This is a genomic window from Methylobacterium sp. Leaf117 (assembly GCF_001422985.1).
In the GTDB taxonomy this organism is placed as follows: domain Bacteria; phylum Pseudomonadota; class Alphaproteobacteria; order Rhizobiales; family Beijerinckiaceae; genus Methylobacterium.
Window position 1 is genome coordinate 519,392 of sequence record NZ_LMNL01000012.1, and the last position, 22,849, is coordinate 542,240.

A 22,849-nucleotide genomic window follows, 5' to 3' on the forward strand; every position below is an offset into this window, starting at 1 on the left:
ACCGCCTCAGCTTTCCAGCTCGGTGTCCCAGTAGAGGTAATCGAGCCAGGTGTGGTGGTACTCCCGGTGGTCGAATTCCGGCTGGCGGCGGTGAAGTTCGTGCCGCGTCGGCCGGTGCGGCTCGTGCAGGAGCGGCATGTCGGCCTCGGCCGGGGTGCGGTTGGCCTTTCGCAGGTTGCAGGGGGAGCACGCCGCCACGACGTTCTCCCAGCTCGACTGGCCGCCCCGCGAGCGCGGCACCACATGGTCGAAGGTCAGGCCCCCGGAGGGCAGGCGCAAACCGCAATACTGACAGGAGAAGGTGTCGCGCAGGTAGATGTTGTAGCGCGTGAAGGCGGGACTGCGCGCCAGGGTCACGTAGCTCTTCAGGGCGACCACGCTGGGAACCCGCAGGGACCGCGATGGGGACCGCGCCTCGACATCGTAGCTCGCGACCAGGGTGACCCGGTCGAGGAACAGGGCGGTGAAGGCGTCCTTCCAGGACCACAGGGACAGCGGATTGTAGGAGAGCGGCCGGTAATCCGCATTCAGGACGAGCGTTTGGAGATCCAGCATCGGCGCTACCCTCTCGACGGGTCAACGAGGGGACAACGCGCAGGAATCGGCCGACGCATCGTCCCGGGTTGGTGAAAGATCAGACATCTCCGCAATCCGGGGCGTCGAGGCGCGCGACGGAAGAGCGGGGGAACCGGGTGTCCGCGATGGGGCTGGTGGGGCCGGAGCGGTGACACGCCGAAGGCAGATTTGCCGGACGTTGGCCAAAAGCCGTCGCATCGGGCGGGAACGCCCGGTTCGTGGCGACGCTCATCGGCGCGGATGGGCGTCGCCACCTCCTCGCACGGGAACGAAAAGGCCAAGTCCATCGGGGCTTAGTCTAATATCAGCGTGACACGCTTGTGAAGGTCACTCCGGCTTTCCACGACGTCGCGCCCACAACCCGGACGCGCAGGTCCGCGTTTCTGCCCGGAAACCGCCACTTCGTCAGCCTTTCGCCCCATTGCTCGGCGATGGGGCGGGCCACAGCCGCTCCCTGCTCCCCGACTCGCACAGATCCTGCTGGGGCGATTCGAGCCCTGCGGGTTGCCAGCGGCTCGGCGAAGCGGCGCGTGACGGCGGGCCACGAGCGCGCGTTGGCGCGGCGCGAAAGGATCGACATGGGCGGTATCCCGAGAGGCCAGACACCCTGGGGCATCCGGAGGGCAGCGGTGATCGCCGCCTGGCTCGGGGCCCTCGTGCTGGCTCCCATCGGTGCGGTCGCGCAGGGCACGCAGACGGCCCCGGCCAAGCCCGCCCCCGCTGTGGCGCCTGCGGAGACTAAGCCCGCGCCGGCGGACCCGAAGGCGGCGCCAGCGGAGGCCAAGTCGAAACCGGCCGTACCGAAGCCGGCGGTCTCCGAAGAGATCCAGAACGTTCGCGCCGAGCTCGACGCCGCCAAGGCCGATTTGGAACAACGCGAAAAGATCCTGAGCGGGCCCAACGTCGGCAGCGGCGACCTGACCCGCGCCCGCGAAGGCATCGAGGGGATCGCCGACAAGATCCGCCACGTCATCGACATCACCACGCCGCGCCTGGAGGCCGCCCGGGAGCGCTTGACCCAGCTCGGCCCGAAGCCCAAGGAGGGCGAGGAGGGCGAGGACGTGGCGCGCGAGCGGACGGAACGCGAGCATGCCGTCGCCGAGATCGACGAGACCCAGCGGCTCGCTCGCTCGCTGCTGGTGCAGACCGATCAGATTATCGACCAGGTCTCCAACCGCCGGCGTGCGGCTTTCACCCGCGGCCTGTTCGAGCGTTCGACCGCCCTGGTCAGCCCCGACCTGTGGATGCGGATCGCAGCGGATGTCCCGCGCGACCTGCGGGCGCTCCAGAGCGCGGTGGAGGACACCGTGGCGCTGTTCGCCCGCAACGGCACCATCGGCAACCTCCTGCTGCTCGGGGTCGCCTTCGGCATCTCGATCGCCCTGTATTTCGGCCGCCGCAACATTGCGCCCCGCCTCGGCCGCCGCGACGCGAAGGCCGTCGCCCCGTCGCAGCGGAAGAAGCTCCTGGCGGCCTGGCGGGTGTTTCTGCTCGGAACCATCCCGGCCATCATCGGCAGCTACGCGGTCTATTACGCCCTGGACGCCACCGACCTCCTGCCCCTGCGGCTCCTGCCGGTGGCCGGCGCCATCCTGGGCGGTCTCGCCTTCGTGGCCTATGTCGAGGCCCTGGCCGACGGGCTGCTCTCCCCGGGCAAACCGTCCTGGCGCGTCGCCACCATGAGCGATGCGGCCGCCTCGCGGGTGACGCGGCTGGCGGTCGGCATCGCCGTCGTCATCTCGGTGGTCAAGTCGATCGAGGCCCTGAATTCCGGCCTCTCGGCGGCCCTGCCGATCTCGATCGCCACGCGCGGCATCGGCGCGCTGGCGACCGCGCTCATCCTCGCCATCGGCCTGCACCGCTTCGCCGACTCGGCCGAGCAGGAGGAGGCCTGCTTCGGTCCCTACGTGGCTCCCGAAGCCACCACCGGCATCGGCGGCCCGGCGCGGCTCCTCGGCTGGGCGGCCGCGGTGGTGATCGCGATCGCCGCCCTCGTCGGCTACGTCGCCTTCGCGGCCTTCGTCATCGACCAGCTGGTGTGGACGGCGGGCCTGCTGGTCCTCCTGTTCCTGCTGACCTCCAGCGCCGACACCTTCATCGGCGGGACGCTCGGCGACGACACCAAGTTCGCCACGGCGCTCCAGGCCAATACCGGCCTGCGCAAGCGCTCGATCAACCAGATCGCCGTACTGGCCTCGGGCTTTGCCCGCGTGGTCCTCGTGCTGATCGCGGCCCTGCTGGCGCTCGCCCCCTGGGGTCTCGACTCGACTGACGTCTTCAGTTCGGTGCGGACCGCTTTCTTCGGCTTCAAGGTCGGTGACGTCACCATCTCACTCTCCACCATCGCGCTGGCGATCGGCCTGCTGATCCTCGGTATGACACTGACGCGGGCGATCCAGCGCTGGCTCGAACAGACCTACCTGCCGGCCACCGACCTCGACGCGGGCCTGCGCAACTCGATCTCGACCATCGCCGGCTATGTCGGCTTCCTGCTCACCCTGGCGCTGGCCTTCTCGTATCTCGGCCTGAGTCTCGAGAAGCTCACCATCGTGGCCGGCGCGCTCTCGGTCGGTATCGGTTTCGGCCTGCAATCGATCGTCAACAACTTCGTCTCCGGCCTTCTGCTGCTGTGGGAGCGACCGATCCGCGTCGGCGATCAGGTGCTCATCGGTGACAGTGAGGGCATCGTGAAACGCATCTCGGTGCGCTCCACCGAGATCCAGACCTTCGACCGGTCGGCCGTGATCGTTCCGAACTCGAACCTGATCTCGGGCATCGTCAAGAACCGCGTGCGCGGCGACCGGACCGGCCGGGTCAGCATCACGGTCAGCGTCCTGCGCAATCAGGACCCGGTCCGGGCGGCGGAACTGCTGATGAACTGCGCGCAGGCCCAGCCGGACGTGCTGAAGGAGCCGCCGCCCCGGGTGGTGTTCCGCAAGATCGGCGACCCGTTCCTGGAATTCGAGCTGATCGCGATGATCGTCGACATCAGCCTCAGCCTGAAAGTGCAGAACGATTTGAACTTTGCTGTCTTCCAAACCTTGTCTGGGGCCGGAATGATCCCGGCTCTCGGCCCGGGCTCCAGCGTGGTCACGGTCCAGGGGCTGGATTCCTTCCAGTCCGCCATGGGCCAGATCGCCAGCACGTTCACGCCGCCGCAGCGGCCCGGCGAACAGGCGGGTCCGGCTCGGGCCGCGGAGGACCGCCTCGACGAGGCCGAACCGATGCGCTCGGCGGAGGCGGCGCGCCGGCGCGCGGGAAGCTGAACGTCAGGGAGATCGGGTCGTGGTGAGGCGGATGTCGGTGAAGGGATTGGGGATCGGCTTCGCCGCCGGTGGGATCGGGCTCCTGACGGGATGCGCCACCCCGGAGCCCGTGAACGCGACCCTTCCGAGCCTGTACTGGCCGATGACCACCCAGACGGCGCAGGTCGACACGGCCACGGCGCGTGACATGATCTCGGCCTATCGGGCCCGCAGCGGTGCGGGTGCCCTGCGCCTCGATCCGGACTTGCAGAAACTGGCGGAGGCGGAGGCCGCCTCCATGGCGATGGCGGATCGGCCGAGCCGGGCGCAGACCGTGAAGAACGCCGTCGAGCGGCTCGGCTTCGAATCGGCTGAGGCCAACCTGTCGGCCGGCTATCACACCCTGGCGGAGGCCTTTTCGGGCTGGCGGGATAGCCCCGCGCACAACGCCGCGATGCTGTCGCCCACCGCCCAGCGCATGGGCATCGCCACAGCCTACGCGCCGGGCTCGAAATACAAGGTCTACTGGGCGCTGCTGCTGGCGAAATAGCGCTCCGGCAGGAGCCTCCCGCCGGTGCGCCTGGCGGGTTCTGCCAACCGAGGAACCCAAGCCGACAAGCTTGGATCCCTCGTGACGTAGGCTGGCTCCTTGACCGGTCGGCTGCCGCAGGCTGTCAGGCGGCCCGGACGGTGGCGAGGAAGCGCTGGATCTCGCCGTCGAGATGTTCGCTCTGGCGCGACAACTCGGAGGCTGCGCCCAGGACCTGCTCGGCCGCCGCTCCCGTCCCGGCGGCCGCATTGGCCACGCCCGTGATGCTGGTCGTCACGACGTCCGTGCCGCTGGCGGCCTGGGCGACGTTGCGCACGATCTCCTGGGTGGCAGCCCCCTGTTGCTCCACCGCCGCCGCGATGGTGGTGGCGACCACGCTCATCTCGCGGACCTGGTTGGCGATCCCCTCGATGGCGCCTACGGCGCGGCCGGTGGAATCCTGGATCTCGTTGATCTGCCGGGCGATCTCGTCCGTGGCACGGGCGGTCTGGCTCGCCAGTTCCTTGACCTCGGTCGCGACGACCGCGAAGCCGCGGCCCGCCTCGCCGGCCCGCGCCGCCTCGATGGTGGCGTTGAGCGCCAGCAGATTGGTCTGCCCGGCGATGCTGGAGATCAGACCGACGACCTCCCCGATCTTGGCGGCACTCCGCGACAGGGCCTGGACCAGGATCGTGGTCTCGGCCGCCTGGGAGGCGGCCTGATTGGCGAGATGGGCCGAGCCGTCGACCTGCCGGCCGATTTCGGCGACGGAGGAGCCGAGTTCCTCCGCGGCCGACGCCACCGTGGTGACGTTGGTGGCGGCTTCCTCGGCCGCGGCGGCGACATTCGTCGACTGATTGCTGGTCTCGGTCGCCGTCGTGCTCATGACCTGGGCGGTCGCCTGCAACTCGGTGGCCGAGGCCGCCACCGCGCCCACGATGCCGCCCACGGCGCGCTCGAACCCATCGGCCAGCTCGCGCATGGCGGTCTGGCGCTGGACCTCGATGCTGGCCCGCGCCAGTTCGGCCTGCCGTTCCAGCTCGGCAGTCCGGATCAGGTTGTCCTTGAACACGCCGACCGCCGCCGCCATCGCGCCGACCTCGTCGCGACGCCCGGCCCCCGGAACCGCAAGCGACAGGTCCCCGGCCGCGAGACGCGCCATCATGGCGGTCATGGCCCGGATCGGCCGGGCAATCCCGAGATGCAGCAGCAGCAGGCTGAGTGCGGAGACCAGGAGGATGACGCCGATCCCGATCCAGTTCGCAAGCCGGGACGCCAGGGTCGCGGCGGCGGCGGCGGCCCCGCGGGTCTCCAGCAAAGACGCCTCGTCGGCCACGATCTCGGCCGCCTTGACTCTGAGAGCGTCCATCGAGGCCTTGCCGGCTCCCGAAGCCTCGACGCGGCGCGCCTCATCCTGCGTGGCCGGATTGGCCATGAGGCGGATTTCCTTCTCCGCGACGTCCCCTTGCCATTGCCGCGCGAAGCCCTCCACGGCGCGGAGCCGCTCCTGCTGGCGGGCGTTGTCCGAGGTCAGCTGCCGCACCGCGCCCAGGGAGGTGGCGAAGACGGCTTGGCCCGCCTTGTAAGGGGCCAGGAAGGCGTCATCGCCGGAGACGAGATAGCCGCGCACCCCCGTTTCCTGATCGACCATCGCGCCGGTGAGGCGGCTCATCTCGCCCAGCACTTGGTAGGTGTGGCGTGTCCATTGGTTGGCCTCCTCAATCGCCGAAAGGTTTCGGAGCGATACAACCGAAACGGTTGTGGAAGCCGCCAGAACAACAGCAAGGGTTGCACCAATCTTCGCAGCGATCTTGAGGTTGATGAGCCGGGACAACATTGAGAATGTCTCTTCGTTGCGGGTGCAAAAAGCCTTCTGCTCCCGTCTGTGGCGAAAAAAATCCGCTTGTCGAAGAGCTAGTCTTATCTTTTATAACTATGTCTTACGCCTCCCTATCATTTATCAATTTCGGCCCCCAGGAGGAAGAAGCGCGACAGCATCGTCCGCTCGCGGCGGGGCCGCGGCGTAGGCTGATCGGTCGGGGGAGGTGGTGATCGTCCGGCAGGCCGCCGCCATGCGCGGGGTGGGGCGCCGGAAGGACGAGGCTGTGCGGTGGACGCGGTGTCGGGACATCGGGGGCGATCCGACCGGCGGTCGGAAACGCCCTCCACCGTCAGGGGAAGTGCTTCATCCGCGGCGAAGGCGACGATTCGCTGATCAGCGTCACGGTCACGCGGCGGTTGGCGGGCAGGTAGGGGTTGTCCGGAAACATCGGCTCGGTGTCCGCCTTGCCGGCGACGGAGGCGAAACGGTCGTCGGGTACGCCGCTGCCCGCCAGGATCTCGCGCACGCTGATCGCCCGGTTGGCCGAGAGTTCCCAGGGCGGGGCGGGGGCGCGCGTTCCGGGCCGGTCGGTGGCGGTGTAGCCAGTGATGGCGATCCGGTTCGGCATCTTGCGCAGGGTGACGGCGATGCGTTCGAGCAGGCGGCGGGTGCGGGCGTTCGGTCGGCTCGATCCATCGGGAAACATCGAGGCTCCGTCCTGGTCGACGATGGACAGGTCGACCCCGCGCTGGGAGGGCGCCACGATGATGTTCTTCGACAGCTCGGCCACCTCCGGCATGTCCTGAAGCGCCTGGCGCAGGCTCGCGGCCGCCAGACCCGCGCCGTCGGGATAGCCCTTGTCCGGCATGCCCTCGTCGACGTTGCCGTCCACGGCCGGCGGCGTGGTGTGATCGGAGGCGAGCTCCGGCGGGATGTCGCGCCGGTACTTCACCTTGTCGGCATGGGCCAGACCGTCCTTCTCAATGATGCCGGCGAAGCGCGATTCCTTATTGACGCCGAAGGCATCGCGCATGGAGCCGGCCACCGCCTGCATCTTCTTCTGATCCTGCGTCGAATAGGCCGCGATCATGACGAAGAAGCTCATGAGCAGCGCCATCAGGTCGGCGAAGGTCACGAACCAGCCGTGGCCGCCATGCGCGCCGCCGCGCTTCTTCTTAGCCATGAGCGGTACCGCGCTTGTTCTTAGTCATGCGTGATACTGCGCCCGATGCGAACCCGCGCCATCAGGCCGGCTCGGCCACGAGTTCGTCACGGTGGTTGTGCGGCAGATAGGCGATCAGCATCTCGCGCACCAGGGAGGCGCTCTTGGCATCGCGGATGAGCAGGATGCCGTCGATGATCAGCGAGCGGGAGACGTCCTCCTCCTCCAGCTTCACATGCAGCTTGTCGGCCAGCGGCAGGGTGATCATGTTGGCGATCAGTGCGCCGTAGAGGGTGGCGAGCAGCGCGGTCGCCATGGCGGGGCCGAGCTTCGAGGGGTCCGACATGTTGGCGAACATCGTCACCATGCCGAGAATCGTCCCGATCATGCCCCAGGCCGGGGCGCAGTCGCCGAAGGCCCGGTAGATCTTCGAGCCCTCGTCGAGGTGCATGAGGAAGTTGTCGCGGTCGCGCTCCATCGTGTCGCGGATGAACTCGCGGTCGTAGCCGTCAGCGATGTAGCGCGCACCCTGGGCCAGGAAGGGGTCGGAGATCTCCATGTTTTCCAGGGCCATCGGGCCGGACTTGCGCACCACGTCGGCGATCTTGGTGATCTCCTCGATGAGGTCGCGCGGCTTGATGGCGCGCATCGAAAATGCGTAGCGCAGGCCCATCGGCAGCCCGTGCATCATGGTGGAGAACGGGAACCGCATCATCGTGGCGGCAGTGGCGCCGCCGAAGATCACGATGACCGCGTGCTTGTCGAAATAGGCGGCGAAATTGCCGCCGTCGATCATGATCAGGATGAAGACGACGGCGAAGCCGCCGACGAGGCCGATACCGGTTGCGAGATCCATGATCACTCGAGCCTGAGCGGCTGCCCGCATGCCGCGTTGGCACCGCACGACGAGGCGCCGCTCCCACCGTTACGCATTCAGGTTGAACGAACCGTAAAAACGCCGGCGGTCTCTGGCCAAACACCGTGTGATCGCGTCATGCACTGTTCAGGGAGCGCCGGACATAAGGCACGCCACGCCAAGGATTTGGCGGCCTCCGCCGGGATGCGTTCGCGCAACCCGGTCAGGGATCGGAGCACACGGTATCATGTCGTTGGTTCGTCTTTACGCACGGGTCATGGGTCTCCTGGGTGCCGACCGCCGTCTGGCGGCGGTCCTGGCCTGCGCCAACGTCGCGCTCGCAGTGGCGGCCTTCGCCGAGCCGCTGCTGATGGGCCGCATCATCGACCAGCTCACCCATCTCAAGAGCAGCACCAACGCCTTCGCCACGCTGGCGCCCCTGATCGGCGCCTGGGTGGGCTTCGGCCTGTTCACGATCGCGGCCGGCGTGACGATCGCCCTGCACGCGGACCGGCTGGCTCACCGCAACCGCCTCACCGCCATGGCCAACTACTTCGAGCACGTGCTCGAACTGCCGCTCGCCTTCCATTCCTCCAATCATTCCGGCCGCGTCCTGAAGGCGATGCTGGAAGGCTCGAACGGCATGTTCTGGCTCTGGCTCGGCTTCTTCCGCGACCACTTCGTCGCCTTCGTGTCGCTGATCGTCCTCCTGCCTATGACCCTGTTCGTGAACTGGCAGCTCGGCTCGATCCTGGTCGTGCTCGTGCTCGCCTTCACCGCCCTGACCACGATGGTCATGCGCCGCACCGAGACCCTGCAGGGCCGGGTCGAGGCCTATCAGTCGGGCCTCGCCGAGCACGCCTCGGACGCCCTGGGCAACGTCGCCGTCATCCAGTCCTTCACCCGCGCCAAGGCCGAGAAGGAGGCGATGCACGACATCATCCGCAACCTGCTCGCCGCGCAGATCCCTGTCCTGTCCTGGTGGGCGCTCGCCAACGTCGCCACCCGCGCCTCCGCGACCCTGACCATGACGGCGATCTTCATCACCGGTATCGCGCTGCACCAGCACGGCCAGGCCAGCGTCGGCGAGGTCGTGGCCTTCATGAGCCTGGCCACCATGCTGGTTTCGCGCCTCGATCAGGTCGCCACCTGCATCAACGGCCTGTTCCAGCAGATGCCCAAGATCGACGAGTTCTTCGAGATCCTCGACACCACCCCGGCCGTTCACGACCGTCCCGGCGCCCAGCAGGTCGCGCGCTTCGACGGCGAGGTCGCCTTCGATAGCGTCGGTTTCTCCTACACGGCCCGCCGCAAGGCCCTGGAGGATGTCTCCTTCACCGCGCAGGCCGGCCAGACCATCGCCCTCGTGGGCACCACCGGCTCGGGCAAGTCGACCACCCTCGGCCTCCTGCACCGCGCCTTCGATCCCGACCATGGGGCCATCCGCATCGATGGCACCGACATTCGCGACATCGGCCTGTCCAGCCTGCGCCACAACATCGGCGTGGTGTTCCAGGAGCCGATGCTGTTCGCCCGCTCCATCCGCGAGAACCTTCAGGTCGGCCGGCCGAACGCCACCGATGCCGAGATGCTCGACGCCCTCGAGCGGGCCCAGGCCACCGAGTTCATGGCCCGCCAGGCGGACGGCCTCGACACGGTGATCGGCGAGCGCGGCCGCTCGCTCTCCGGTGGCGAGCGCCAGCGCCTGTCGATCGCCCGCGCCCTGCTCAAGAACCCGCCGGTGCTGATCCTCGACGAGGCGACCTCCGCCCTCGATGCAACCACCGAGCGCAAGCTCCAGGGCGCCCTGGAGGCCGTGATGGAGGGCCGCACCACCTTCGTCATCGCCCACCGGCTTGCCACCATCCGCAACGCCGACCGCATCCTCGTCTTCCACGAGGGCCGGATCGTAGAATCCGGCACCTTCGACGACCTCGTCGCGCAGAACGGCCGCTTCGCCGATCTCGCCCGGGCACAGTTCATGGCGGCGCAGGAGCCGGACGGGATGGCGCTGGCAGCCTGACCCCCGGCGCATTTGACGCCAGCGCGCCGTAGGCCCACCGACTGACGCCTTCTCCCGACCCTCGGGGGAGGGCGTCTTCGTGCCGGGGTCGGGTGGCGCGGACACGCAGCCCGCGCAGGGGGGCGCCGAGGCCAGTTTGTCAGGACGGAGAGCGCGGGGGATCAGTCCGACGGGACCGACGTCCGCGCGTCCTCGGCCCAGACCCGGAACTGCGTCAGGCGGTTCGAGCCGAATGTGTGGGTCAGCGGAACGTCCGCCGCGTCCCGGCCGCGCGCCACCAGGATGCGACCGCGGCGGGGTGCATTGTTGCGCGGGTCGAACACGTGCCAGGCCCCCCCGAGATACACCTCGGTCCAGGCGGCGAAGTCGCCGGGCCCATGCGGTTCGGGCTCGCCGATGAAGCTGAGATAGCCGGTGCAGTAGCGGGTCGGGATGTTGAGCGCCCGGCAGAAGGCGACGAACAGGTGTGCGTAATCGCGGCACACGCCGCGCTGACTCGCGAAGGCATCGGCGGCGGTACGGTCGACATGGGCGTAGCCGTAGCCGAAGGTGATGTGGCCGTGGACGTAGTCGCAGATCGCCTGAACCCGCGACCAGCCGGGCTCGAGATGGCCGAACAGGTTCCAGGCCTCGTCGGAGAGCAGATCGGATTCGCAGTATCGGCTCGCCACCAGGAAGGGCAAAGCCTCCTCCGGCAGATCCTCGACCGCATGCTCGGCCGCGTCGGCAACCACCGGGTCGAGGGCGCCGTCGTCGTCGATCTCGGCGTGAACGCTCAGGGTTACGGCGCCGGCCGGAGCCACGAAGCGCACCGTGCGGTTGCCGAAGACGTCGCGGAAGGTGCGCACCGGAAGGGGCGGATCGAGGGTGAGCACGTCCGGCGGCACCGCCGCCAGGCCCTTGATCGGATAAGAATTCAGGCGGGCGATGACGGGGGTCGGCTGTGGGAAATCATAGCCCATCTCGCAACCGAACCTGATCCGCATCGAAACTCCCCCGGGCTCGCCGCCGCGCCGCTCAGCCCTCACTGCCCGCGCCCGGTCGGGGACACTAGGCCGCCGAGGTCACAGGCGGATGTCATCGCACGCCCTGCGCGCAGATGAAGCAGCCGAGTCAGAGCCCTCTGGCCCGGGCCTGCTTCTCCTGCATCCGCGCCTGGAGCCGCACCCGCCGCGCTGCAATGACGGTGCCATTGATCTCGCCGCCGAACAGGAACATCGCGGCGAGCCAGTACAGGAAGACGAGGAACACCATCGCGGTGGCGAGCCCCCCGTAGGTGGAGGCGTAGGCGTTGGAGAAGCGGTCGAGATAATAGCCGAAGCCGAGGCCGGCGAGGAACCAGAGCAACAGCGTGACGGCGATGCCCGGCACCACGGCCAGCACCGAGCGGCGCCCCGCGGCCACGAACTTGTGGGCGATCACCAGCACGGTGAGGAGCAGGAAGGCGGTGATGCCGATACGGCCGATCGCCACCGTCAGGCTCAAGGGTTCCAGTCCCGGCGCCACGTTGATCACCTTGCGCCAGATCAGCGGGCCCAGCACGACGAGGAGCGCGAAGGCCAGCATGGCGAAGGCGCCGCACACGACGTAGCCGATCGATTCCAGGCGGGTAAGCCACCACGGGCGGACCTCGCGCAGGCCGTAGGCGCGGTTGAGCCCGACCCGCAGGCTCTCGACCCCCGAGGACGAAAAGTACAGTGCCAGCAGGGCGCCGAGGGTCAGCACCCCGCCGCGCTGCTCGGTGAGCACCCGGTGCACCTCGCCCGCGATGGGATTGGCGACGGCGCGCGGCCACGCATCGAAGATGAGGTCGCTCGCCCCATCGGCGAGGGACTTCGTGCCGAACAGGCCGGCCAGGGCGCCGAGCAGAATCAGGAACGGAAACAGGGCGGTGAGAGTCGAGAGCGCGATATGGCTGGCGATGGCCCAGCCGTCATGGGCGACGAAGCGTTGCGCGGCGACGTTCGCGATCTCGAAAGGCTTGCGGATGCGACTCACGGGGCGGGGGTTCGTCCTTGAGCGATCAGGATGGGGCGCCAAGCGGCGGGCTGTCTTCTAAACGCAACGGGACCCGATTGCGCAACGGGCCGCCGGCCGACCCCGCGCGGAACCGGCTTGAAATCCCGGGGGCACTGTGATGCCTGCGGCCTTGCCATGGCACCATTCACTTCGTCCCTGATCCCGGCCCTGTTCGTTCTGATCTGGGCGACGGGCTTCGTCGCGGCCCGCTTCGTGGCGCCGCATGCCGAGGCCTTCACCTTCGTGGCGATCCGGGTGGTGGGCGTCGCCCTCGTCCTCGTGGGCCTGGCCCTCGCCCTGCGGGCACGCTGGCCGCGCGACCGGGCCGGTTGGTTTCATGCCGCCCTCGCCGGCATCCTGATGCAGGGGATCTACGTCATCGGCGTATTCTGGTCGGTCCAGCATGGGCTACCGGCGGGCATCGCCGCTCTCGTGGGCAGCCTCCAGCCCTTATTGACGGCGATGCTGGCCGGTCGCCTTCTCGGTGAGCCGGTGAGCGGGCGGCGCTGGCTCGGGATCGCCACCGGGTTTTCGGGAGCGCTCCTGGTGCTGGCCCCGAAGATCGGCGCCTCCGATCCCGCCGGCATCCCGGTCCCGGCACTCGCCGCATGCCTGTCGGCCATGGTGGCGATGACGGGCGGAACGCTCTGGCAGAAGCGCCACGGTACCGGGGGCGACCTCCTCAGCAATGCCGCGCTTCAATTCCTGGGCGCCGCGACCCTTGCCGTGCCGGCGGCACTCCTGTTCGGAACCGGCGGTTTCGATGGATCGACGCCGCTCTGGTTCGGGCTCGCCTGGTCGATCGTCGTGAACTCGGTGGGCGGTATCCTGCTGCTGCTGGTTCTGATTCGGCGCGGGGCCGTGGCGGGCGTCGCCTCGCTCCTGTTTCTGGTGCCGCCGGTCTCGGCCGTGATGGCCTACGTTCTGTTCGGCGAGGCCCTGGTGCCGATCCAGATGGGGGGCATGGCCATCGCCGCCCTCGGCGTCGCGATCGCCAGTCGAGGCTGATTCGGCGACGGACCTGCGTGACTTTTTCTTTGAGAAACATCTCAATAAAATTCAGCATTGAGCCGTTTGCCAAGAGAAATCAGGGTTTTTCGCCCGCGCGGATTATGAATTCACGAGGGATAGTGCCGCGCTGCGGCGAGACGCCTCTACAGGCCCGTCAAACCTGCCTATAATGAGCAGCAAAGCGTGATCTCTTTTCCAGCGAGTGTGCCATGTCAGCTTCCCCCGTCGTTTCGACCGAACCGCAGGATCTCCTGACCCTGGCCCGCGAGGCGGCCGAATCGGCCAAGGGCCTGGTGGCCGAGGCGACCCGCCGGGTGCGCACCACCATCCTGTCCGACGAGGGTAAGATCTCGGCCGAGAAGATGGAGACCGAGCAGCACGCGACCCACGGGCTCGCCTGGATCGCCACCTATGCCGAGGGCGTGCGCGAGCTTGGCGCCTACGCGCAGCGCCTGACCGAGGCGGGTGAGTTCGGCGAGACCGAGAGCCTGCTCGTGCGGATCGGCCTCGGCGAATACCTCGACCAGATGTTCTCCGGCATTCCCATGAGCCAGGGCGAGATGGTGCGTCCCACCGGCTCCCTGGGCCTCGCGGCCCGTGAGGTGGCCAAGTTCCGCACCGAGGCGGTCGAGGCTCTCATCGCCGAGGGCAACACCCCCGAGAACCGCGCCGCGCTCGTCGCCCGCATCCGCGACAACGGCGGTGCGGCCACCATCGGCAAGTCCGGCCTCGACGAGGACATGGAGGCGATCCGCTCCGAGATGCGCCGGTTCGGCCTCGCCGAAGTCGTGCCGCACGCGCATGAGTGGCACAGCCAGAACGCCTACATCCCGATGGAGATCGTCACCAAGATGGCCGAACTCGGCGTCTTCGGCCTGACCATCCCCGAGGAATACGGCGGCATGGGCCTGCCGAAGATCTCGATGTGCGTGGTCTCCGAGGAACTGTCCCGCGCCTATATCGGTGTCGGCTCGCTTGGCACCCGCTCGGAGATCGCGGCGGAACTCATCCTCTGTGGCGGCACCGAGGAGCAGAAACACCGCTTCCTGCCCGGCATCGCCTCGGGCGACACGCTTCCCACCGCCGTGTTCACCGAGCCGAACACCGGCTCCGATCTCGCTTCGCTGCGCACCAAGGCCGTCCGGGACGGCGACGTCTGGAAGATCTCGGGCAACAAGACCTGGATCACGCATCCGGTGCGCGCCGATATCATGACCTGCCTCGTGCGCACCAAGCCCGAGGAGAAGGGCCACCGCGGCCTGTCGCTGCTCATCGCCGAGAAGCCGCGCGGCACCGATGCCGAGCCCTTCCCGGTCGCCGGCCTGTCCGGTGGCGAAATTCACGTGCTCGGCTACCGCGGCATGAAGGAATACGAGCTCGCCTTCGACAATTTCGAAGTACCGGCGGGCAACCTGCTCGGTGAGGTCGAGGGCAAGGGCTTTGCGCAGCTCATGCAGACCTTCGAGTCGGCCCGCATCCAGACCGCGGCCCGCGCCATCGGCGTGGCGCAGAACGCCCTCGATCTCGGCCTGCGCTACGCCGAGGATCGGGTGCAGTTCGGCAAGGCGCTGATCAACTTCCCGCGTGTGGCCGACAAGATCGCCATGATGGCGGTGGAGATCAACATCGCCCGCCAGCTGACCTACTTCTCGGCCCGTGAGAAGGACGAGGGCAAGCGCTGCGATCTCGAAGCCGGCATGGCCAAGCTGCTCGGCGCCCGTGTCGCCTGGGCTGCGGCCGACAACGCCCTGCAGATCCATGGCGGCAACGGTTTCGCGCTGGAATACGCGGTCAGCCGCGTGCTCTGCGACGCACGCATCCTCTCGATCTTCGAAGGTGCCGCCGAGATCCAGGCTCAGGTCATCGCCCGCCGCCTGCTCGAAACCGCCTGAGCCGAGAGCGGCACCGACCTCACCCGGTCCGGCGGAGCGCCCTCTCTGTCGGGGTCGGGGGCCGAACCGGGTCTCCGTCCAGAAACGCAGAACGCCGGGGCGATCATCGCCCCGGCGTTCTGCGTTTCCCGCTTTGGAAGCCGAAGCGAGCGGACAGCCGTGCGAAGGGCTACTTCGTGATCTTCACCGACACGGGATCGCTCGACGGAAACGTCTCCTCCAGGGCCTCGTCGAGACGCTCGTCGCGTTCACCCGTCTGGCTCACGGGACGAGTCCCGTCGGACCCCTTCGGGGCCGGCTTGCCGGTGGTGGAGATGATGTCGGTCTCGGGGGTCTTCTGATGATCGGCCATGCACGGCACTCCCTCGGCTCGGCGGCCGGCGACCTCGCCAGCACCTTCCTCGACGATGAGCCGGGACAACGCCGGGCGCGCCTCCGGTTTCCACGATGGCGCGGCCGTGGTTCCGCCCGGCTCCCTCAGAGTGCCGCCGGGACCTGCGGACGCGTCGCGACGCGCCGGCCGCGCAGGTCGGCCGTCCGCCATTCGCGCAGGACGAAATCGTAGACCTGGCCCAGGCGATCGAGATGCGCATCCGGCGTCAGGGGAGCCGCCCAGTAGCGCTTGTAGGCGGCGCGGCTCATGCGCTCCGCGAGGCTGTCGTCGGAGAGACGGACGAGGTGGGCGGCGAGGGAGTCGGGATCGCCGGACCGGAACCAGAAGCCGGTCTCGCCGTCCTCCACCGCTTCCCGCCCGGCACAGGCGTCGCTGACGACCACGGGCGCACCGCAGGCGAGCGCTTCGTACACCGTCAAAGGCTGGCCCTCGTACCAGACGCTCGGAAAGACCAGGGCGCGGGCCTGCCGCATCAGGGCCTGGACACCGGCCTCGTCGCGCCAGCCGAGCATCACCGCCTCGGGATAGCGCGCCTCGAGTTCGGCGCGCGCCGGACCGTCGCCGACGAAGACCGGGCGGATGCCGGCGCGGCGCGCCGCCTCGGCAAAGATCGGAGCGCCCTTCTCGGTGGAGATGCGGCCGACGAACAGACACGCGCCGGGTGGGCCGGTGCGGAGCGGCGCCTGTGCGACCGCAATGGGATTGTCGACCCGGTGGAAGCGGGTCGCGGGGGGCAGGTGGGGGGCGATCACCCGCTCCTGTAGGGCACTGATGGTCACGATATGGGGGAACAGGGCCTTCATGCCAGCCAGATGCTCGAGGGCGAGGTGGCGCACCACCCGCAGGAGCTTGCGAGGGTAGCTGCGCGCATCGCAATTCGTGGTCAGGCAGCCCGGGGACATCGGTGTGCGCTGGCAGATCCGGGCGGCGGGATACTCGTAGAAGCCGCCATTGGGGCAGACGAGGAAGAACTCGTGCATGGTGTAGAGCAGCGCCAGCCCGGAGGCCGCGAGGCTGCGCCCGATCGAGGGCGAGAGGGCCTTGGCGAAGGCGTGGACGTGGACCACCGTGTCGTGCGGATCGAGCCCCTGCAGTTCGGCGGCGAGGCGCCGGGCCGCCGGGCGATTCCAGATGGCCTGGGCGGCGAAGGCGAACTTGTTCGTCGTCGTGCCCACATCGTCCTGGCCGAGACAGACGACGCGGATGCCCGCGGCCTCCAGGCGCGGGTCGGCGGGACCGACCGCTGCGAACACGGTGACGCGGTGTCCGCGGGCGCGTAACCCCAGGCCCGCATCCAGCGCGACCTTGGCCTGCCCGCCATTGATGTAGGCGTGGTCGACGACGAGGACGACATGCATGGTGGACAGTCCCGGCCAACGACGACAGTTCGTCCGATCTTTACCGAACGTGCGTTGATCTCCGGTAAATCGCTGATCCGGGTGCGGAGAACGATGGAAGTCTCCCGACATTCTTGGGTCCCGCCCGTCACCTTGGGCGTCACCCGTCACCTGGGGCAGGGCCATGCAGATCGTCGTGTTGGCCGAGTTCGCGGTGGCGAGCGGGGGCGCCGAAAAGGTCGCGGTCGAATCCGCGCGCGGCCTCGCCGAGGCCGGCATCGACGTCACCTACATCCAGGCCATCGATGGCCCGATGGATCCGCTCCTCGACCATGCCCGGATCCGCCGCATCACCCTCGGCAATACGGACATCTGGGCACGACCGGCGCACAGGGCCGCATTCGGCGGCCTCTGGGACGCCGGGGCGGCCACGCGCCTGGGGGCGGCCCTCGATGCCCTGCCGGTGCGGCCGGACCTGATCCATCTCCATCAATGGACCCGCAGCCTGTCGCCGAGCGTGTTTCCGATCCTGTTCGCGCGCAACCTACCGGTAGCGGTGACGGCGCACGACTACTTCCTCGCCTGTCCGAACGGGGTGTATTACCGCTTCGATCGGGCCGAGCCCTGTACCCTGAAACCCCTCTCGGCCCCCTGTATCGCAGCACCCTGTGACGGCCGCACCCGCCTGCACAAGCTCGTGCGGGTGGGTCGCTCAATGGCTCAGCGCGCGACCCTGAAACGCCGACGGCTCGCTGTCATCCATGTCTGCGATGCGAGCGTGGCGCGCCTGGGCGGCCTCCTTCAGGAGTTGGACGTCACCCATTACCGGGTCGACAACCCGGTACGGGTTGAGCGCCAGCCGCCGGCCGATCCGGCGCGGGGCGATGCCATCGCGTATGTCGGTCGCCTGACGCGGGAGAAGGGTGCCGACCTCGTGGCGGAGGCCGCGCAGGCGGCCGGCCTGCCCGCCCTGTTCATCGGGGCCGGTCCCCTGGAGGACGAACTGCGCGCGCTGCCGGGCGTCGAACTCGTCGGCTGGCAGGCTCCCGAAGCGGTCTGGACCCTGTTGCGCCGGCGGGCCCGCGCCATCGCGGCGCCGTCGCGCTGGTACGAGACCGGCCCTCTCACGGTCTACGAAGCTCTCGCCCACGGCATTCCGGTTCTCGCCTCCGATCGCTCCGGAGCATCCGATGCCGTCATCGACGGGGTGAACGGGTGTTCCGTCTCGCCCGATCCGGACACCCTGGCGCGGGCCGCCGCGCTGTTCCGCGACAATACCCGAACCGCCCGCCTCGGTGCGGCGGCGCATGCCGGCTACTGGTCGCGCCCCATGACCCTGACCAAGCATGCCGACGCGCTGATCGGTGTCTACGAACGCATCCTTGCCGTGCCGGGCACCGCTGTCCCAAGTCTTCGCAGCGCGATCCGGGCCTCGTGATCCCGCATCAGCAAAGCGGCAAAATTTTTCACCTGTCAGCCGTAGACCCATTGACCTGCATGGTGCGGCGCAACATAAATCTCTCGCAGCGCACCGAACGACTCGGTGCACTCTGGAGCGTATCGCAATGAACGGTCAAACCTTCGAGATCCCCACCGAGATGCGCGCGCTCGCCGAGAAGAGCGTCGACCAGGCCCGGGTCGCCGTCGGCAATGTCATCGGCACCGCCATCAAGACCGCAGAGCAGATGCAGACCACGTCGAAGTCGGTGCAGGAATCGATGCAGACCGTCGTCGTCAAGGGTCTCGACCAGGTTCAGGAAAACGCGGCCGCGACGTTCGACTTCGCCCAGAAGCTGGTCCGCACCCGTGACCTCCGCGAAGCCTTCGCGCTGCAAGGCGAATTCCTGCGCAGCCAGATCGCCACCCTGCAGGCGCAGGCCAAGGACCTCGGCGCCCTCGCCCAGAACACGTTGCGTCCCTCGGCCTGAGGGACGATCCGGCCCCGAACTCAGGCATCGGCGCGGGGCTTCTGCGCGACACGCCTGCGCGACACCGGCCCGTTTCGGGTTCATCATCGACCCGGAGCGGCAAGGAGACAGCGACATGTCGAGACGGCGCAGGATGCCACCTCAGGGGCACGGCAAGAATCAGGGTCAGGGCAAAGATCAGGGTCCGGGTAAAGATCAGAGTCCCGGGCAAGACAAGGCCGGGGCTTCCCCCGAAATTCAGGAGGGCGGACCGAGGAACGTCGAGGACGCCGACCCGGTGGCGGCCGTGACCGGCGGCGACGGTAAGCCCGGCCTCGTGCCGGTCTCCCAGGGGGCGGAGGCCGCTGCAGCCAACACCAACGATCGGTCGCCCGGCACAGGATCGGTTCACGAAACGTTGCTGGAAGGTGTCTCGGCCGAGGCCCTGGTGGCGAGCCACGCGGGCGAGGGCGGATCGGGCTGCAACGAGCCCGAGCTTGAGCCTGCGCCCGAGCCGACATCCGCGCAATCCCCCGGCGACGGGGCCGAGGCCGCGCCTCTCTCGGACGATCTCACGGTGGTCCCGGAGGAGGCGCCCGAGCCGGCCCAGCTCGCCCGTGAGACGGTCGCGGTGGCGACCGAAACGGTCGAGACCGTGAGGCAGACCCTTCCCGAGGCGACCGACGCACCGTCGACCCTTCCCGCACTGGCCCCGATCCCCGCCGTGGCGAGCCCGCCAGCGACGACCGGAGCGATCACGCCGCCCCGATTGACGGAGCTGATGGGTGAGGTGGGCGAGGTGAACACCACGGTTCTCGCCTATCTGCGCGGGGAGAGCGTGGCCGCCATGGCGCATCTGAAGGCGCTCTCGGGCGCTGCGACTCCGGCCGATGCGATCCGCCTGCAGGTCTCCGAGATGCAGCGGGCGGCCGATGCCTCGCTGAGCTGCTTCGCGGCACTCGCCCGGCGGACCAGCCGTCTCACCGCCGCGATCGTGCGGCGCTGAACGTCCCCGGACGCGGCGCCCCTCGCGCCGCCGGCCCGACCCGTCTAGATATCCCGGCATCCGTCGCGGCCACGTCCCAGACCGGGGCATAGCTGCGACGCCAGGTCCCCGGGAGTTATCCATGCCGCGTTCGTCCCTTCTGCTCGTCCCGCTGCTGACCGCGACGCTCGCCGCCGCGCCGGCCTCGGCGCAGATGATGAAGACGCCGGAGGGGTCTGCCGAGAAGGTGTCCCCGGACAAAGCGCTTCCCGACAAAGTGGCACCCCTCGCCAAGGGGCAGGTGCAGCTCTCCTTCGCGCCCGTGGTCAAACGGGCCGCGCCCTCGGTGGTGAATGTCTACGCCTCGCACGTGGAGACGCGCGGCCAGAGCCGCAGCGCCATGGACGAGTTCATGCGCCGGTTCTTCGGCGAGAACGGCGGCCGTGGTCGCGGCGGAGCCCCCGGGGAGCGCGCCCAGAAGTCGCTCGGATCCGGCGTGATCGTCGACGAGTCCGGCCTCGTCATCACCAACAATCATGTCATTGAGAACATGAACGAGGTGCGGGTCTCGCTCGCCGACCGGCGCGAGTTCGAGGCCACCATCGTGCTGCGCGATCCGCGTACCGACCTCGCCGTGGTCAAGATCAAGAACCCGACCGGCGGCCTGATCCCCATGGCCTTCGGCGATTCCGAAGCCCTCGAGGTCGGCGATTTCGTCATGGCGATCGGCAATCCGTTCGGTGTCGGCCAGACCGTGACGCAGGGTATCGTCTCGGCGCTGGCGCGCACGCAGGTCGGCTCCTCGGACTATCAGTTCTTCATTCAGACCGACGCCGCTATCAATCCAGGCAATTCCGGCGGGGCCCTGGTCGATCTTCAGGGACAGCTCGTCGGCATCAACACCGCGATCTACTCGCAATCGGGCGGCAGCCACGGCATCGGCTTCGCGATCCCGGCGAGCATGGTCCGGGCCGTGGTCGAGACCGCCAAGGGCGGCGCCACCGCCGTGCGCCGCCCCTGGCTCGGCGCGCGCGTACAGAGCGTGACGCCCGACATCGCCGAGAGCATGGGCCTCGACCATCCGACGGGCGTCCTGGTGGCGAGCCTGCAGCCGAAGAGCCCGGCCGAGGAGGCCGGCCTGAAGCGCGGCGACCTCATCCTGACCGTGGACGGCAAGGTCGTCGACGACCCGGAGGCCTTCGGCTACCGCTTCGCCCTGAAGGGCCTCACCGGCCAGACCAAGTTCGGCATCCTGCGCGGGACCGGGCGTTCGACAATCGCGGTCAAGCTCGGGCCGGCGCCGGAGACCCGGCCGCGCGACACCCTGAAGGTGCGGACCCGGTCGCCCTTCCTCGGCGCCACCCTGGTGAACACCTCGCCGGCCGTGGCGGAAGAGCTCCAGGTGGATTTCCCGTCCGAGGGCGTGGCGGTCGCCGGCGTCGATGAGGGTTCGATCGCGGCCCGCGCCGGCCTGCAGAAGGGGGACATGATCGTCGCCATCAACGGCCTGCCGATCGCCACCACGAAGGACCTGGAGCGGGTCACCCGCAACAGCCTCAACATGTGGGAGGTCTCGATCAACCGCGGCGGCGAGGTGATGACGTCCATGTTCGGGGGCTGACGCCCGGCGTCCCGGGGGGCAGGGGGCGGTGATTGCCGGGGGGGATGATTTTCCCGGTTGCGGGCGGCGGGCTCCCGCGTCTTCATGCGCCCATGTCCGACCTCTTCGCCTCCGCCGGCCTCGCCCATGCCGCGCCCCGCCCCCTCGCCGATGCCCTGCGGCCGAAAACCCTGGCCGAGGTGGTGGGCCAGGAGCACCTGACAGGTCCGGACGGGGCGCTGACCCGCCTCCTCAACGCCCGGTCGTTCGGCTCGCTGGTGTTCTGGGGGCCGCCCGGCACCGGTAAGACCACCGTGGCGCGCCTGCTCGCGCACGAGACCGACCTGCATTTCGAACAGATCTCGGCGATCTTCTCCGGCATCGCCGAACTTCGGAAAGTCTTCGACGCGGCGCGCGGGCGCCGGGCCATGGGACGGGGCACGCTGCTCTTCGTGGATGAGATCCACCGGTTCAACCGGGCGCAGCTCGACGCCTTCCTGCCCGTGATGGAGGACGGCACGGTGACGCTGGTGGGCGCCACCACCGAGAACCCGTCCTTCGAGCTGAACGCCGCGCTGCTCTCCCGTGCCCGTGTGCTGCTGTTCCGGGCGCTGGACGATGCCGCCATCGCCAAGCTGCTGATCCGCGCGGAAGCTCTGACGGGGCAGCCGCTCCCCCTGGACGAGGAGGCGCGCGGCGTGCTCGTCCGCATGGCCGACGGGGATGGCCGCGCGGCCCTGACCCTGGCCGAGGAGGTCTGGCGCTCGGCGAAACCGGAGGAGGTGTTCGACGCGGAGCAGTTGCAGGCGATCATCCAGCGGCGGGCGCCGATCTACGACAAGTCCCAGGAGGGGCACTACAACCTCATCAGCGCCCTGCATAAGACCGTGCGGGGCTCGGACCCCGACGCGGCCTTGTATTATCTCTGCCGGATGCTCGACGGGGGCGAGGACCGCCTGTTCATCGCCCGCCGCCTCGTGCGCATGGCGGTGGAGGATATCGGGCTCGCCGACCCGCAGGCCCTGGTGGTGGCCACCGCGGCGAAGGACGCCTTCGATTTCCTGGGCTCCCCCGAGGGCGAGCTGGCTCTGGCCCAGGTCACGGTCTATCTCGCCTGCGCGCCGAAATCGAACGCGGTCTACAACGCCTACAAGGCCGCCACCCGGGTAGCCAAGGAGCATGGCTCCCTGCCGCCGCCTCGCACCATCCTCAACGGATCGACCAAGCTGATGCGCAAGATCGGCTACGGCGAGGGCTACCGCTACGACCACGACGAGCCGGACGCGTTCTCGGGCCAGAATTACTGGCCCGAGAAGCTCGGGCGCCAGCACTTCTACGCGCCCACCGACCGGGGCATGGAGCAGCGCTACGGCGACCGCCTGGCCCATTGGGAGGATCTGCGCCGCCAGCGCCGCGCCGACGAAGACTGAACCGCCGGCAGGCCCGGCGGAGCATGGTCAAGCCAAGTATGACCCAGCGGAGGGTGACCCA

At 68.8% G+C, this 22,849-nt stretch carries 18 protein-coding genes; 10 read left to right on the forward strand and 8 right to left on the reverse strand.

Features of this window, described 5'->3' with window-relative positions; genetic code table 11:
* Window positions 1-6: 6 nt before the first annotated feature.
* Complete coding sequence (locus tag ASF57_RS09380) at window positions 7-555, reverse strand: HNH endonuclease (RefSeq protein WP_056184046.1); 549 nt, start codon at window positions 553-555, stop codon at window positions 7-9.
* A gap of 599 nt (window positions 556-1,154) precedes the next feature.
* Between ASF57_RS09380 and ASF57_RS09385 the strand changes: the two genes are divergently transcribed.
* The gene (locus ASF57_RS09385) at window positions 1,155-3,842 is read left to right on the forward strand and encodes a DUF3772 domain-containing protein (RefSeq protein ID WP_082503803.1); all 2,688 of its coding nucleotides are present in this window, start codon (window positions 1,155-1,157) and stop codon (window positions 3,840-3,842) included.
* A gap of 31 nt (window positions 3,843-3,873) precedes the next feature.
* Window positions 3,874-4,371: a CAP domain-containing protein gene (locus ASF57_RS09390; RefSeq protein WP_056482284.1), complete on the forward strand. Its 498-nt coding sequence runs from the start codon at window positions 3,874-3,876 to the stop codon at window positions 4,369-4,371.
* Window positions 4,372-4,495: 124 nt separating this feature from the next.
* Here the strand turns inward: ASF57_RS09390 and ASF57_RS09395 are convergent, their stop codons facing one another.
* From ASF57_RS09395 to ASF57_RS09405, 3 genes are all read right to left on the reverse strand, one after another.
* The gene (locus ASF57_RS09395; RefSeq protein ID WP_056184039.1) at window positions 4,496-6,187 is read right to left on the reverse strand and encodes a CHASE3 domain-containing protein; all 1,692 of its coding nucleotides are present in this window, start codon (window positions 6,185-6,187) and stop codon (window positions 4,496-4,498) included.
* Window positions 6,188-6,521: 334 nt separating this feature from the next.
* On the reverse strand, window positions 6,522-7,355 hold the full coding sequence (locus tag ASF57_RS09400) for a flagellar motor protein MotB (RefSeq protein ID WP_056482287.1): 834 nt from the start codon (window positions 7,353-7,355) through the stop codon (window positions 6,522-6,524).
* 61 nt (window positions 7,356-7,416) lie between these two features.
* Window positions 7,417-8,190: a MotA/TolQ/ExbB proton channel family protein gene (locus tag ASF57_RS09405; RefSeq protein WP_056184035.1), complete on the reverse strand. Its 774-nt coding sequence runs from the start codon at window positions 8,188-8,190 to the stop codon at window positions 7,417-7,419.
* A 247-nt stretch (window positions 8,191-8,437) separates the two neighbouring features.
* On the opposite strand from ASF57_RS09405, the gene ASF57_RS09410 reads away from it, so the two are divergent.
* Window positions 8,438-10,213 (forward strand): glucan ABC transporter ATP-binding protein/ permease, encoded by a 1,776-nt coding sequence (locus tag ASF57_RS09410; RefSeq protein ID WP_056184033.1) that lies wholly within the window; start codon window positions 8,438-8,440, stop codon window positions 10,211-10,213.
* Between the two features lie 161 nt (window positions 10,214-10,374).
* On the opposite strand, the gene ASF57_RS09415 is transcribed toward ASF57_RS09410, so the two are convergent.
* The gene (locus ASF57_RS09415; protein WP_056482290.1) at window positions 10,375-11,199 is read right to left on the reverse strand and encodes a transglutaminase family protein; all 825 of its coding nucleotides are present in this window, start codon (window positions 11,197-11,199) and stop codon (window positions 10,375-10,377) included.
* Window positions 11,200-11,326: 127 nt separating this feature from the next.
* On the reverse strand, window positions 11,327-12,211 hold the full coding sequence (locus ASF57_RS09420; protein ID WP_056184030.1) for a YihY/virulence factor BrkB family protein: 885 nt from the start codon (window positions 12,209-12,211) through the stop codon (window positions 11,327-11,329).
* Between the two features lie 156 nt (window positions 12,212-12,367).
* Between ASF57_RS09420 and ASF57_RS09425 the strand changes: the two genes are divergently transcribed.
* Both ASF57_RS09425 and ASF57_RS09430 read left to right on the forward strand, forming a co-directional pair.
* The gene (locus ASF57_RS09425) at window positions 12,368-13,240 is read left to right on the forward strand and encodes a DMT family transporter (RefSeq protein ID WP_056482293.1); all 873 of its coding nucleotides are present in this window, start codon (window positions 12,368-12,370) and stop codon (window positions 13,238-13,240) included.
* Between the two features lie 212 nt (window positions 13,241-13,452).
* Window positions 13,453-15,135: an acyl-CoA dehydrogenase family protein gene (locus ASF57_RS09430; RefSeq protein WP_056184026.1), complete on the forward strand. Its 1,683-nt coding sequence runs from the start codon at window positions 13,453-13,455 to the stop codon at window positions 15,133-15,135.
* A 169-nt stretch (window positions 15,136-15,304) separates the two neighbouring features.
* Here ASF57_RS09430 and ASF57_RS09435 read toward each other — a convergent pair whose 3' ends face one another.
* The gene (locus tag ASF57_RS09435; protein WP_056482791.1) at window positions 15,305-15,487 is read right to left on the reverse strand and encodes a hypothetical protein; all 183 of its coding nucleotides are present in this window, start codon (window positions 15,485-15,487) and stop codon (window positions 15,305-15,307) included.
* A gap of 125 nt (window positions 15,488-15,612) precedes the next feature.
* A complete protein-coding gene (locus ASF57_RS09440; protein ID WP_056482296.1) occupies window positions 15,613-16,887 on the reverse strand; it encodes a glycosyltransferase family 4 protein in 1,275 nt (424 codons plus the stop codon).
* 163 nt (window positions 16,888-17,050) lie between these two features.
* On the opposite strand from ASF57_RS09440, the gene ASF57_RS09445 reads away from it, so the two are divergent.
* From ASF57_RS09445 to ASF57_RS09465, 5 genes are all read left to right on the forward strand, one after another.
* Window positions 17,051-18,304 carry a glycosyltransferase gene (locus tag ASF57_RS09445; protein WP_056482298.1) on the forward strand — a complete coding sequence of 418 codons (1,254 nt, stop codon included), beginning with the start codon at window positions 17,051-17,053 and terminating at the stop codon, window positions 18,302-18,304.
* A 127-nt stretch (window positions 18,305-18,431) separates the two neighbouring features.
* A complete protein-coding gene (locus ASF57_RS09450; protein ID WP_056482301.1) occupies window positions 18,432-18,794 on the forward strand; it encodes a phasin in 363 nt (120 codons plus the stop codon).
* Between the two features lie 277 nt (window positions 18,795-19,071).
* Complete coding sequence (locus tag ASF57_RS09455; RefSeq protein WP_056482304.1) at window positions 19,072-19,779, forward strand: hypothetical protein; 708 nt, start codon at window positions 19,072-19,074, stop codon at window positions 19,777-19,779.
* Between the two features lie 121 nt (window positions 19,780-19,900).
* Complete coding sequence (locus ASF57_RS09460) at window positions 19,901-21,379, forward strand: Do family serine endopeptidase (RefSeq protein WP_056482307.1); 1,479 nt, start codon at window positions 19,901-19,903, stop codon at window positions 21,377-21,379.
* Window positions 21,380-21,471: 92 nt separating this feature from the next.
* Entirely contained in the window at window positions 21,472-22,788 is a 1,317-nt protein-coding gene (locus ASF57_RS09465) for a replication-associated recombination protein A (protein WP_056482310.1), read from the forward strand.
* The last annotated feature ends 61 nt before the right edge of the window (window positions 22,789-22,849 follow it).